The sequence below is a fragment of the Egicoccus halophilus genome, from assembly GCF_004300825.1.
GTDB lineage: Bacteria > Actinomycetota > Nitriliruptoria > Nitriliruptorales > Nitriliruptoraceae > Egicoccus > Egicoccus halophilus.
Genome location: NZ_CP036250.1, coordinates 2,561,308 through 2,574,177, shown reverse-complemented (window position 1 = coordinate 2,574,177; position 12,870 = coordinate 2,561,308). Strand labels below are relative to the sequence as shown.

Sequence of the window (12,870 nt, the reverse complement as noted above, 5' to 3'; positions counted from 1 at the left end):
ACCGACCCGGAGGTCGACGGCGGTGCCGCGGTCAGGTGCCGACGAGTTCGGGCAGGACGATGAGCTCGTCGCGGCGCAGGTGGTCCTCGACCACGACGTGCAGCGCGGCGACGGTGGACTGCACGAGGTACGGGTGCACCTCACCGGCCGTGGCGACGTGGTGCAGCCGCGTCACCGCCCGGCGGATCGCGCGGTGCTCGAGCGCGATCATCGGCTCGGGCTCGTCGTCGAACAGGGTCTCCTCGAGCTCGAGGTGCGGCAGCAGGTGCTGCTGCAGTTCCCGGTCGAGGCGCTGGAGGCGGGCGGTACGTTCCGCCGCCGGCACGTTGGCGATGTCGACCGCCAACTCCCCCCAGGCGGTCACGCGGGTGCGCAGTCGGTTGCGCAGGAATCGGACCGCGTCGTCGATCTCGCGGGCGGTCAGTGGCCGCTTCATGAGCTCTCCCCTCAGGCGGTCGCCCCACCATGCCGGCCCGTCACGTGCCGGCCGTAGGGGACAAGGTCCCGAACCCCGACGGTCGCTGGGCACGTCTCCCGTGCGGTCACGCGGACCGTCGCTGACCGCATCCCGTGGTTGCGTGCCCCATGAGCGACCACGAGGGCGGCGAACACGATGGACCACGACCGGCCGACGAGCGCGACCGCCGCCGTGCCCACCGACTCCGGCGTGGGTGCGGGAGCGACGTCGACCGGTCGGGTGCCGCCGAGCGCGTCGGTGCATCCGCCGACCTGGCGGTTCGACTACCCGATCTTCCACGTCGAGTGCCGCGAGGACTGGCGGGCCTGGCTCGCGGAGAACCACGCGCGCGAGCGGGGTGTGTGGTTGTGCACCTGGAAGCCAGCGACCGGGCGGCCGGCGCTGCCCTACCCGGCGGCCGTCGAGGAGGCGATCTGCTTCGGCTGGATCGACTCGACCGCGGCGAGCCTGGACGATCAGCGGCGGCTGCAGTTGATGACGCCGCGCCGGCCGCGCAGCGGCTGGACCCGCCTCAACCGTCGTCGCGTCGCCGAACAGGAGGCGATCGGACGGATGACCGACGCCGGCCGTCGCGCCGTGGAGGTCGCCCGGGCCAACGGGTGGTGGACCCGCATGGACCCGGTCGAGGACCTGATCGAGCCCGCCGACCTCGGGGCGGCGCTCGACGCACAGCCGGTGGCCCGCGTCGCCTGGGACGGATTCCCACCCTCGGCGCGCAAGCGGATGCTGTGGTGGCTCGTCACCGCCGCGAAGCCGCAGACCCGCGCCCGGCGGGTGGCCCGGATCGTCGAGGACGCGGGGGCGGGTCGCCGCGCGCAGGGCTGAAACCCCCGCCGCGACGAGCCGTCAGATCAGGCCCAGCGCGACCATCGCCCCGGCGACGCGCAGGAAGCCGGCGATGTTGGCGCCGGCGGCGTAGTTGCCCGGCTGGCCGTACTCCTCGGCCGTCGCGTACACGGTCTGGTGGATGTCGGCCATGATCGTCGCCAGGCGCTCCTCGGTGTAGGAGAAGGTCCAGCTGTCGCGGGAGGCGTTCTGCTGCATCTCGAGTGCCGAGGTGGCCACCCCGCCGGCGTTGGCGGCCTTGCCCGGCCCGAACGCGACACCGGCCTCGGTGAAGGCCCGCACCGCCTCTGGGGTGCAGGGCATGTTCGCGCCCTCGGCCACGATGGTGCAGCCGTTGACGATCAGGGACGCGGCGTCCTTGCCGGTCAACTCGTTCTGTGTCGCGCACGGCAGGGCGACGTCGGCGGCGAGCTCCCAGATCGTGCCGCCCGGCAGCAGCCGGGCCGACGAGCGTCGCTCGACGTAGTCGCGCACGCGACCCCGCTCGACCTCCTTGACCTGCCGGAGCAGGTCGAGGTCGATCCCGTCGGGGTCGTGCAGGACCGCATCGGAGTCGGAGCAGGCGACGACCCGACCGCCGAGCTGCTGGGCCTTCTCGATCGCGTGCAGGGCCACGTTGCCCGAGCCCGACACCAGGCAGGTCTTGTCGTCGAGACTCTCGCCGCGAACCTTGAGCATCTCGTTGGCGAAGAAGACGGTGCCGTAGCCGGTCGCCTCGGTGCGCACCAGCGCACCACCCCAGGCGGTGCCCTTACCGGTCAGCACGCCCGACTCGTAGCGGTTGGTGATCCGCTTGTACTGGCCGAACAGGTAACCGATCTCGCGTTGGCCGACACCGATGTCACCGGCCGGGACGTCGGTGTACTCACCGATGTGGCGGTACAGCTCGGTCATGAAGCTCTGGCAGAAGCGCATGACCTCGTCATCGGAGCGGCCCTTGGGATCGAAGTCGGAGCCGCCCTTGCCGCCGCCGATCGGCATCCCGGTGAGCGCGTTCTTGAAGATCTGCTCGAAACCGAGGAACTTGACGATCCCGAGGTAGACCGACGGGTGGAAACGCAGGCCGCCCTTGTACGGGCCGAGTGCGCTGTTGAACTCGACCCGGAAGCCGCGGTTGATCTGCACCTCGCCGGCATCGTCCTGCCACGGCACCCGGAAGATGATCTGGCGCTCCGGCTCGCAGACGCGCTCGATGATCTTCGCGTCGGCGAACTCCGGGTGCTTGGCCAGCACGGGCCCGAGCGACTCGAGCACCTCGCGGACGGCCTGGTGGAACTCCACCTCACCCGCGTTGCGTCGGATCACCTCGTCGTAGAACGGCTCGACCTTCTCGTCCAGCATCGGCATGTCCCTGCTCGCCCCCGCCCAACACGGAGAGCCGCGCAAGGTAGCCCGTCGTCGGGATGGTCCTGGACCCTCGCCCAGCGACGTGACGCTGCCGATCCGTCAGGCCGGGACCTCCTCGGCCGCGGTCGTCGGCCGGCGGAAGCGCTCGAGGTAGGCGTCGAAGTCCCAGCCGGGCTCGCCGTCGGCCCCGTCGAGGAACTTCTCCGCCGCACGACGGCCGTTGTCGTACAGCTGCTGCTGGGTCGCGCGGTCGAGGTCGAAGTCGGTGGCACGCACCTTCAAGGTGTCGATGAAGATCGTGCGCGCCCGGACGGCGTCCTGCTCGAGGTGGATGCGGTCGTAGAAGCTGGTCAGCGTGCCGAGCATCGCCGTACTCATCGTGGCGACGCCCCGGACGCGGTGGCGGATGCCCTGCGCCGCGTCGGCCTGGGCGGACAGCTTGATGCCGAACGTCGGCCACCGCGGGGTCCGGCCGTCGCGTCGGTCGAAGACGTCGACCGGGAAGTTGGACAGCATGCCGCCGTCGACCAGCCAGCAGTTGGCGTCCTCGATCCGGTCGCGCAGCTTCACGCTGCGGAAGAAGTACGGGATCGACATCGACGCGCGGACCGCCTCGACGACCTCGACCTCGTCGGGTTCGCAGCCGTAGCGGCGGTAGTCCCAGGGAAGCCGACGCAGACACCCCTGGGAGATGTCGGACGCCATGACCACCAGCCGGTAGTCCGCGTCGCCGGGCAGCGAGCTCCCTCCGTCCTCGTCCCGCAGGTCGGCGAAGGTCCTCACGCCCTGTTCGTCGAGCAGCTCACGCAACCAACCGAGCAGGTACTCACCGCGGTAGATGCCGCTGGTGGCGACCAGCGTCAGCAGCTGGCCCGGCAATCCCAGCCGCGTCAGCAGCCCGCCGTCCTTGAACCGCCGGTAGTCGAGCTCGGTCATGATCTGCTGCATGCGCGGCGCCGGGATGCCGGCGGCCACGAGCGAGCCGACGATCGCCCCGGCAGAGGTACCCGCCACGCGGTGGAAGCGGTAGCCGCGCTCCTCGAGCACCGACAACGCCCCGACCAGGGCTATCCCCTTCACGCCGCCGCCCTCGAGCACGAGATCCGCGTCCAGTCCCATGGTTCTCCCCACTGCCGTGTCCTCGCTGATCGACCTTCCGCCGACAAGAGGCGCGGGGCAACGATCGCGATGCAGGGCGTTCGCGCGCGCGGTCGCAACGGGCGACGATCGCTCGGAAGCGCCCGGACGGCCGAATGCACGGTGTCCTGGTCGGCCGCTCGTCGCGCCGTCGGTCCGGACCGGGCTTCCCGTCGGGCCGGGCGAAGACGCAGAGGCGGCCACGTCAACTGGCTGCCGGACCCAACAGCGACGCCGGCCCGCTTCGGGTGCGGACCGGCGCCGTCACGCCGGCGTTCACCGGCGCACGGTCGGTGGGTCGGGTCGAGGGTCCCGGTCAGGTCGGGACCTGCGGCGGGCAGGCACGGGTCGTGTGCCTGGAGCGGCACACCCGGGGGTGGTCGACACTTGCTGTCAACGGCACCCCACCAGAAACGGTGCCACGGCCACCGAAAGAGGCCCACGATGAGCACCCAGGTCACCGAACCCCGTACCGGCACCGCCCCACAGGTCGAGCTGAAGCTGCGCCCGAACCTGCTGTTCACCATCGTCGCGATCGGCGCGATCGTGGTCGGCGCGTTCTCCGCGCTGGGCGGCATCGGCGGGGCGATCTACACCTACCAGACCGCCGCGGTGGAGAACATCGTCACCCCCGACGACGCGGTCATCCCCGGCATCGACGTGCGTGGCCCGATCTCGATGTGGGTCCAGTCCGACATCATCACCTCCCACCAGCTCGCGGGCACCGACGGGCTGCGCTACGCCGAGATGGAACGGGTCGTCCCCCAGATCGACGAGGCCACCGGTGAGGTCGTGCTCGACGAGGCCGGCGAGCCGGTCATGGTGCCAAACGAGGCCCGGATGTCCTGGATCACCGCGACCAGCCTGACCAGCGTGCTGGCCCTGGGAATCCTGTCCTACGCCTTCTCGGCCTTCGCGTTCGTGGTCGGGCTGACCCTGGTCGGGCTCGGACTGGTCGTGCTCAAGCTGCGCCGCGACGCGGTCGCCTTCGCCTGACACCGCACCACCTGACGTCTCCGCACACGACGGATCGGCAAGCTCCTCAGATCGGCAACTCCCAAGATCGGCAAGCTCCCCAGATCGGCAAGCTCCGCAGGGGTGGGGTCGCACGAGGGCCGGTGGCATCCGCCACCGGCCCTCGCTGCCTGCACCACCGACGACCCGCCACCATCCGACGCGACGCAGCATGGCCGGTCGACGGCGGCAAGCAGCCGCCCGTGAGCGTCGGTACAGCGCCGCGTCCGCCGTCGACGGGCAGCGCGACGTACCGTCGCCGCTCGACGACTCATGGATGAGGAAACAGCGTGCGGGCGACGGAGACGGTCGACTTCGCGGCACTCTTCGATGCCCTGCCGACGGCATGCCTGGTCCTGGACCGCGAGCTGGTGATCGTGGAGGCCAACCGCACGCGTGAGGCGGTGACCGGGCGACGACGCGAGGACGTGCTCGGCCGGCATGTGTTCGACGCCTTTCCCGACAACCCCCAGGACGACGACGCCACCGGTGTGGGCAACCTCTCGGCGTCGCTCCGACGGGTGCTCGCCACGCGGCGTCCGGACGCCATGCCCCTGCAGCGCTACGACATCACCACCGGCGACGGCGAGGTGTTCGTCGAGCGGTACTGGAGCCCGGTGAACGTGCCGGTGCTCGACGAGCACGGCGAGGTGGCGCTGATCCTGCACATCGTCGACGACGTCACCGACACGGTCCGCGCCCGCCACCACCTCGAGGCCGAGGAGGCGCGCTTCCGCGCGTTGGTCGAACACGCCAGCGACCCGATCCTGATCGTCACCGCAGACCGGCGCGTGACCTATGTCTCGCCCGCCGCGGAACGCATGCTCGGTCCACGGTCGGGGTCGCGGGACCTGCCCCGTTGGGGAGAGCTCGCGGATCCGCCCGACCGGCAGGTGGCACTCGGGTTGGTGGCACAGACCCTGCAGGCCGAGGCCGGCGAGACCCTCGAGGCCCAGCTGCGAGTACGCCTGCCCGACGGCCGCCGGCGCTGGGTGCAGGTGCGGGCGACCAATCACCGCGGCACCCCCGCGATCGGTGGGGTGGTGCTCAACGTCCGTGACGTCACCGAGAAACGCGAGGTGGAGCAGCGCCTCGAGGCCACCGCACTGCGCGACCCGCTGACCGGTCTGCTCAACCGGCGGGCGTTCCTCGACGCCGTGCGCCGGGCACTGACGCGGGCGAAACGTTCGGGGCGTCCCGTCGCCGTGCTGCTGATCGATCTGGATCACTTCAAGACGGTCAACGACAGCCTCGGCCACGCCGCCGGGGACCGCCTGCTGACCGACGTGACCGCGCACCTGGCCGAGGCGCTACGACCCAGCGACGTCCTGGCGCGCCTCGGCGGTGACGAGTTCGTGGTGCTCGCCGAGGACCTCACGGCTCCGTCCGACGCGTTGACCGTTGCGCAGCGCCTCGTGGCCGAGGCGGCCGGGTCCTACGCCCTGACCGGCACCTTGCGGACCCGCATCACCCTGTCGGTCGGGGTCACCACCACCACGGACGGCACGGACCCCGCCGCGCTGCTCACCCAGGCGGACACGGCCCTCTACGAGGCGAAACGTCGCGGTCGTAACCGCGTCGAGGTGTTCGACCCGGCATTGCGCGAGCAGCTGTTGCACCGCCTCCATCTCGCGCACGACTTCGAGCAGGCGCTCGCGCAGGACCGTCTCTGCCTGCACTGGCAACCGATCACCGCGACCCGCGGAGGTTCGCTGGTCGGGGTCGAGGCGCTGCTGCGGTGGGACCATCCCCGTCGCGGCCTGCTGCGTCCCGGTGAGTTCCTGCCGATCGTCGAGCAGTCGGGGTTGCTGCCAGGGCTCGCTTCGTGGGTCCTCGAGGAGGCCGTCGGTCAGGCCGCCACCTGGCGGACCGCGCTCGCCGATCCGCCGCGGGTGTTCATCAACCTGGCGACGGCGCAACTGCACGACCCCGGCCTCAGCGACGAGGTGCTCGGCCTCACCCGCAGCCACCGGCTCGACCCCTCCTCGATCGTGCTGGAGGTCAGCGAGCGCGACCTCGACGGAGAGGTGGGGGTGGTGGGCGACCACCTGCAACAGCTGCACGACCGCGGATTCGGGGTGGCCCTGGACGACTTCGGTGCCGGCGGGACGGCCCTGTCCTGGTTGCGGGAACTGCCGCTGGACGTCCTCAAGCTCGACCGGCACATCGTCGCCGGACTCGACGACCCGGTGACGGAGGCGATCGTGCGTTCCATCGTCGAGCTCACGCCGGCGCTCGGCATCGCGAGCCTCGCCGAGGGGGTCGAGACGGCGCGGCAACGGGCGCTGCTGTCCGATCTCGGTTGTGACTACGTCCAGGGCCACCACATCGCCCGACCAGGACCGGCCGACGACGCCCTCGCCTGGGCCGGCACCGTCTGACGCTGCCGGAGGCCCTCGGCACCCACGAGCCGGGTCGTCAACCGGTCGCCTCGACGAGCACGGCCCAGGAGTGCGCGGGGACGTCCCACGGATCCGGGGCGTCGCCGTGACCGGAGACCGCCAGGTGCAGTTCGCCGAGTTCGCGGCGTGCGTCGTCGAACCGATGGCCCCGGTCCGCGACGTTGAGGAGGGTCACCACACGGGATCCGTCCGCCTCCGAGACGTACGCCAGCTGTTCGTTGGCCTGGGTCACCACACGGGTGCGTGCCCGGACCAGCCACGGATGTCGTCGCCGCAGGGCGATCAGCGCCTGGTGGCGCTGGAAGACCGGCCAGCCGAACGGCGCGAGTTCGTCCGGGCGCTCGGGGAACGGCGGGCGGACCGCGTCGTCACCGGTCGCCGTCTGCTGCTTGACGCCGGTGAACGCCTGTTCGTCACCGGCGTAGACGCTCGGCACGCCGGCCACGGTGAACTGCACCGCCTGGGCGTGCCCGAGGTGGCGTTCGTCGTCGAGCTGGCTCGCGATGCGGGTGACGTCGTGGTTGCCCAGGAACGTCAGTGGCCGGAAGGTGGACGTGAACCCGTCGTGGCGCTGCAGCGCCGCGCCGAGCTCCCAGAAGTTGCGGTCGTTGAGGGCACTCCAGACGGCCTTCCACAGCTCGTACTGCGTCACCGAATCGAGCCGGCCCCCGGTCACCCAGGGCTCGTAGGGGCCGTGGATCACCTCGCCGACGAACCAGGCCTCGGGATGGTGTGCGCGGACACGCCCGATGGTCTCGGCCCAGAACGCGGGCGGCACGGCGTAGGCCGCGTCGAGGCGCCAGCCGTCGGCACCGAGCGCGAGCCAGTGCCGCATGACGTCGGTGACGTGGTCGACCACCTCGGGGTTGCGGTGGTCGAGGGCGACGAGATGGTGGTGTCCCTCGAAGTCGTCGTGGTCGAACGGTGCTCCGTCACGGCCGGGGCGGTCCCAGTGGATGCGGAACCAGTCGGCGTGGCGGGAGTCGCGACCGTGCGCGAGCACGTCCCGGAACGGCCCGAAGCCGCGCCCGACGTGGTTGAACACGCCATCGAGCAGGATCCGGATGCCGCGGCTCCGACAGCGCTCCACCAGCCGGACGAAGTCGTCCTCGGTACCCAGGCGTGGGTCGATCCGGAAGTGGTCGACCGTGTCGTAGCCGTGGGTCTCGGAGGCGAAGACGGGACCGAGGGCCAGCCCGTTCGCACCCAGTTCCAGCAGGTAGTCGAGCCACGGCTCGAGGTTGCGCAGGCGGGGGAGCGGCGACGCGTCCGCCGGGAGCGCCTCGCGTTCCGCCCCGGTGAACCCGAGCGGGTAGACGTGCCACCAGATGGCGTGGTCGGACCACGAGCTCATGCCGTGCCTCTCGTCGTGTGGCGTCCCCGGGGTGCGTCGTGGGTCCGCGGCGTGGGGGTGTCGCGGTGCGGTGCGCGATGCGAGGCTGCCAACCCGGTCACCGCCGCACCATGGTCGCGACCGGACCGTACGACCGTGGGCGCGGCTGGCGATCCACCGCGAACGCGAGCTGGGCCCGTCGCGGCCGTCAGGCCGGCCCGACGGTGACCTTCGCCCCTGAAGGACGCGTGTCGCGACGTGGGAGACTGCGCCGGATGCGACGAACGAGGAAGAACTCGATGCGCAACGTGGACCTGGTCGTGATCGGCTCCGGAGGTGGTGGCATGGCCGCCGCGCTCGCCGGCGCCCGTGCGGGCATGCGCACGGTCCTGTTCGAGAAGTCACCGCACTACGGCGGCTCGACGGCGCTGTCGGGCGGCGGGATGTGGCTGCCCCGCAACAGCGTGTTGGCCGAGCGTGGGCTGACCGACACCCGCGAGCGGGTGTTGACCTACCTGCGGCACACCGTCGGCGACGACGTGCCCGAGGCCCGCCTCGCGGCGTTCGTCGACCACGCGCCCGAGGCAACCGACCTGCTCCGGCGGGCCACGCCGCTCGCGTTCACCCACATGCGCGAGTACGCCGACTACTACCCGGAGCTGCCGGGTGGCTCGGCGATCGGCCGCTCCATCGAGCCGGCCCCGTTCGATGCCACCCGGCTGGGGTCGGACCGTGACCGGCTGAACCCGCCGGCCCTCGAAGCGCCCTTCCCGATGCCGGTCACCTCGTCGGCCTACAAGTGGATGAACCTGGCAGCCCGCAAGCCCAGGGGCGTGTGGGCCGGCGCGTCGGCACTGGCGAAGGGGCTGGGTGGCAAGGCCGCCGGCCACGAGTGGATCGCCGGGGGACAGGCGCTGATCGCCGGCCTGCGTCTGGGACTGCACGCCGCGGGGGTGACGCTGCGGACCTCCGCGCCCCTGCGCGACCTGCTGATCGAGGACGGCCGGGTGGTCGGTGTCGTCGTCGAGCTCGACGGCGAGGCCACCGAGGTGCGCGCCGCGGCCGGTGTCGTGCTGGCCGCCGGCGGGTTCGAACGCAACCAGCAGATGCGCCACGAGTACCAGTCACCGGTGCTCGACACCGAGTGGAGCTCGGCGCACCGGGACAACACCGGCGACGTGATCCGGCTGGCGGACCGGATCGGCGCCGACCTCGACCTGATGGACCAGGCGTGGTGGTTCCCGTGCATCCCGACGCCGGGGAGGATGCCGGCGCCGCTGCTCGCCGAGCGGTCCCTGCCCGGCTCGATCATCGTCAACGCCGCCGGGGAACGTTTCTTCAACGAGGCGATGTCCTACATGGAGGCGGGCCAGGAGATCCTGGGTGCGCACCGCGACGACGACCCGCACGTGCCGGCCTGGCTCGTCTTCGACCAGCGCTACCGCAACCGCTACGCGTTCGGCGGCGGGATCCTGCCGCGGCAGCCGCTGCCCAAGGCGTGGTACGACGCGGGCGTGGTGCACCGGGCGGACAGCGTCGAGACCCTCGCCGCCGCGGTCGGACTGCCGCCGCAGCGCCTCGAGGCCACCATCGAGCGGTTCAACCTGCTCGCGCGGCACGGACACGACGAGGACTTCGGCAAGGGCAAGAGCGCCTACGACCGCTACTACGGCGACCCGACCGTGAGCCCGAACCCGTGCCTGGCCCCGATCGAGCACGGTCCGTTCTACGCCGTCAAGGTGGTGCCCGGGGACCTCGGGACCTGCGGCGGTCTGCGGGCCGACGAGCACGCCCGCGTGCTGCGCGCCGACGGCACCGCGATCGACGGGCTCTACGCGACCGGCAACGTGGCCGCCAACGCCTTCGGCAAGGTCTATCCCGGCCCGGGCGCGACCATCGGCTCGGCGGTGACGTTCGGCTCGCTCGCCGTCCGGCATCTGTCCAGCCGGACGACGGCGCCGGCGACGGCGTAGCCGAGCAGCGCCTGCCTCGGCGCGACCCGGTCTGCGCTGCCGGGTCGCGCCGAGCGTGCGCTGCTGCCTGGCTCGCGGTGAGCGCACCGCCCGGATACCGGAGGCCTCGTGGGGCTGGAGGACGACCCGTTCACGTGGCAGGTGACCAAGGACGGGCGGGTGTGCGTCAGCGCACCGCCTGCTGCACCAGCTCGGCGATCACCTGCTCCGCGTCGTCGGTGAGCTCGATGACGGCGTACGAGGTCGGCCACAGACCGCGTTCGTCGTCGAGGTTCGCCTCCGGCGTGAAGCCGAACGTCGAATAGCGCTCCTGGTCGTCCTGCCCGCTGCGGAGGAAGCACACGACCTTGCCCTTGCGGGCGTAGGCGGGCTGGCCGTACCACAGCTTGGGTGCCAGTTCCGGGGCGTTGGTCGTCACCAGCACGTGGATGCGCTCGGCCACGGCGCGGTCGCCGTCGGCCTTGGTGCTCATCGGCTGCTGCTCCAGGATCGGTCGGTGGGTGCGGTGTCCTCACGCTAGGCCGGGACCCGCGACGTGGGGACCGCCGCCGGTCGTCGTCGCGTCCAGCTCGCGGAACCACGTGACCGCCCCGGCGTCTACGCGCGGGCCCCGACCGGGCAGCGAATGCCGAGAGCCGGCGCGCAGCAACGGTTCGAGGAGGGCGGCGGGGACCGGGTCACCCGTGCGCTCACCGCGGCGGTGCTCAGCGCAGCCGGTGCAAGCCGGCGGCGGTGGGGACGAACCCGCAGCGGTCGAGGTAGAACCGGTCGAGACCGCCGTCCCAGTCGACGTGCAACCAGGCGCAGCCGGCCTCCCTGGCACCGTCGACGGCTCGCCGCACGAGTGCCTGCCCGATGCCACGGTGCCGGTGCGATGCGGCGACGAGGGTGTCGAGCACGAAGGCGTGCACGCCCCCGTCCCACGCCACGTTCACGAACCCGACGAGCTGGCCGTCGTCGTCCCGGGCGACGACCCAGCCGAGGCTGTGACGCTCGAGCCGGGTCACCCAGTCGTCGTCGAGGCAGGGGTGGTCGAGACCCTCGGCATGCAGGGCGTTGAGTTCCTCGTTCGTCACACGTCCTCGCCACACGGGCGGTCTCCTGACCGGCCGTCTCTCGTGTCACCGGCCGCTGGTGGAGCGCGTCGCCGGGTCGCACCCCGGGCGGAGACTACGGCGTGGTCGCCGCCAGGACCCTCGTGAGGGGGACGGCGGGGCGGTAGGCGAGGTGGAGGTGGGTCGGGGCGTCGACCACGGTGAGTGCCGCCGCGTCACCGACGGCGACGCGGCCGACGTCGTCACGGCGCAGCGAGCGGGCGGCGCCGGCGGTGGCGGCCCAGACGGCTTCGCTCGGCGTCAGGTGGCACTCGCGCACGGCCAGCGCGATCACGAACGGCATCGAGGTCGTGTAGCTCGTCCCGGGGTTGCAGTCCGTCGCCAGCGCCACCGTCGCCCCGGCGTCCCAGAGCTTGCGTCCGTCGGGGTACACCGGCGAGCGGGTGGAGAAGTCCGCCCCCGGTACCAGCGTCGCCACCGTGCCGCTGTCCGCCAGCGCCTGCACGTCCGCGTCGGTCAGGTGCGTGCAGTGGTCGGCACTGGCCGCGCCGAGCTCGCACGCCAACCGCACGCCCGGGCCGGGCCGCAGCTGGTTGGCGTGGACGCGCAGGCCCAGGCCCGCGGCCTGCCCGGCGCGCAGGATCGCGCGGGCCGCCTCGGCCCCGAACGCGCCGTCCTCGACGAAGACGTCGATCCACCTCACCAGCGGCGCGCACGCGTCGAGCATCTCGCCGCACACCAACCCGACGTAGCCGTCCGGGTCGTGCTGCCACTCGGCCGGCACCACGTGCGCACCGAGGAACGTGGTCTCGTCGGTCAGCTGCCGGGCGACCTGCAGCATCTTGACCTCGGTCTCGACGTCGAGCCCGTAACCGGACTTGACCTCGACCAGGCCGGTGCCCTGCCGGCGGGCCTCGTCCAGCCGCGTCGTCGCCGACGCCAGCAGCGCTTCCGCGGAAGCGGCACGGGTCGCCGCGACCGTGGTGCGGATCCCGCCGGCGGCGTACGGCTCGCCGGCCATGCGGGCGGCGAACTCCTGCGCCCGGTCGCCGTCGAACACCAGGTGGGTGTGGCCGTCCACGAACGCCGGCAGCACGCACCGGCCCAGCAGATCGACCCGCTCGTCGGCCGGTGACGCTCCGCCAGCGGCACCGACCCAGGCGACCACGCCGTCCTCGACCACCACGGCAGCGTCGCGGCGCAGTCCGAGCAACGAAGCGCCGCCGTGCGTCGGGTCGTTGGTGACCAGCTCACCGATGTTGTCGTACAGCACGCTCGCCACGGT

At 72.0% G+C, this 12,870-nt stretch carries 10 protein-coding genes and 1 pseudogene; 4 read left to right on the top strand and 7 right to left on the bottom strand.

The window, feature by feature from the left end; all coding sequences use genetic code 11:
* Positions 1 to 31 precede the first annotated feature (31 nt).
* Complete coding sequence (locus ELR47_RS11545; protein ID WP_130650030.1) at positions 32 to 436, bottom strand: hypothetical protein; 405 nt, start codon at positions 434 to 436, stop codon at positions 32 to 34.
* A 213-nt stretch (positions 437 to 649) separates the two neighbouring features.
* Here ELR47_RS11545 and ELR47_RS11540 point away from each other — a divergent pair, with 213 nt between their 5' ends.
* On the top strand, positions 650 to 1,303 hold the full coding sequence (locus ELR47_RS11540; RefSeq protein WP_205745218.1) for a YdeI/OmpD-associated family protein: 654 nt from the start codon (positions 650 to 652) through the stop codon (positions 1,301 to 1,303).
* A 21-nt stretch (positions 1,304 to 1,324) separates the two neighbouring features.
* On the opposite strand, the gene gdhA is transcribed toward ELR47_RS11540, so the two are convergent.
* Both gdhA and ELR47_RS19140 read right to left on the bottom strand, forming a co-directional pair.
* The gene (gdhA, locus tag ELR47_RS11535) at positions 1,325 to 2,671 is read right to left on the bottom strand and encodes an NADP-specific glutamate dehydrogenase (protein WP_130650028.1); all 1,347 of its coding nucleotides are present in this window, start codon (positions 2,669 to 2,671) and stop codon (positions 1,325 to 1,327) included.
* 99 nt (positions 2,672 to 2,770) lie between these two features.
* Entirely contained in the window at positions 2,771 to 3,790 is a 1,020-nt protein-coding gene (locus tag ELR47_RS19140) for a patatin-like phospholipase family protein (protein ID WP_130650027.1), read from the bottom strand.
* A gap of 462 nt (positions 3,791 to 4,252) precedes the next feature.
* Here ELR47_RS19140 and ELR47_RS11525 point away from each other — a divergent pair, with 462 nt between their 5' ends.
* Entirely contained in the window at positions 4,253 to 4,804 is a 552-nt protein-coding gene (locus ELR47_RS11525; protein WP_130649213.1) for a hypothetical protein, read from the top strand.
* A 308-nt stretch (positions 4,805 to 5,112) separates the two neighbouring features.
* A complete protein-coding gene (locus ELR47_RS11520; protein WP_130650026.1) occupies positions 5,113 to 7,203 on the top strand; it encodes a putative bifunctional diguanylate cyclase/phosphodiesterase in 2,091 nt (696 codons plus the stop codon).
* Between the two features lie 37 nt (positions 7,204 to 7,240).
* On the opposite strand, the gene ELR47_RS11515 is transcribed toward ELR47_RS11520, so the two are convergent.
* Positions 7,241 to 8,578, bottom strand: coding sequence for an alpha-amylase family protein (locus ELR47_RS11515; RefSeq protein WP_130650025.1), 1,338 nt, complete (start codon positions 8,576 to 8,578; stop codon positions 7,241 to 7,243).
* Positions 8,579 to 8,856: 278 nt separating this feature from the next.
* On the opposite strand from ELR47_RS11515, the gene ELR47_RS11510 reads away from it, so the two are divergent.
* Positions 8,857 to 10,530: an FAD-dependent oxidoreductase gene (locus ELR47_RS11510; protein ID WP_130650024.1), complete on the top strand. Its 1,674-nt coding sequence runs from the start codon at positions 8,857 to 8,859 to the stop codon at positions 10,528 to 10,530.
* Positions 10,531 to 10,696: 166 nt separating this feature from the next.
* Here ELR47_RS11510 and ELR47_RS11505 read toward each other — a convergent pair.
* The 3 genes and pseudogenes from ELR47_RS11505 to hutI all read right to left on the bottom strand — a co-directional run.
* Positions 10,697 to 11,002 (bottom strand): annotated as a pseudogene (locus tag ELR47_RS11505) (DUF1801 domain-containing protein); the annotation flags it as partial.
* Between the two features lie 232 nt (positions 11,003 to 11,234).
* Positions 11,235 to 11,606 carry a GNAT family N-acetyltransferase gene (locus ELR47_RS11500; protein WP_205745216.1) on the bottom strand — a complete coding sequence of 124 codons (372 nt, stop codon included), beginning with the start codon at positions 11,604 to 11,606 and terminating at the stop codon, positions 11,235 to 11,237.
* A 94-nt stretch (positions 11,607 to 11,700) separates the two neighbouring features.
* Entirely contained in the window at positions 11,701 to 12,867 is a 1,167-nt protein-coding gene (hutI, locus tag ELR47_RS11495) for an imidazolonepropionase (protein ID WP_130650022.1), read from the bottom strand.
* Positions 12,868 to 12,870 lie beyond the last annotated feature (3 nt).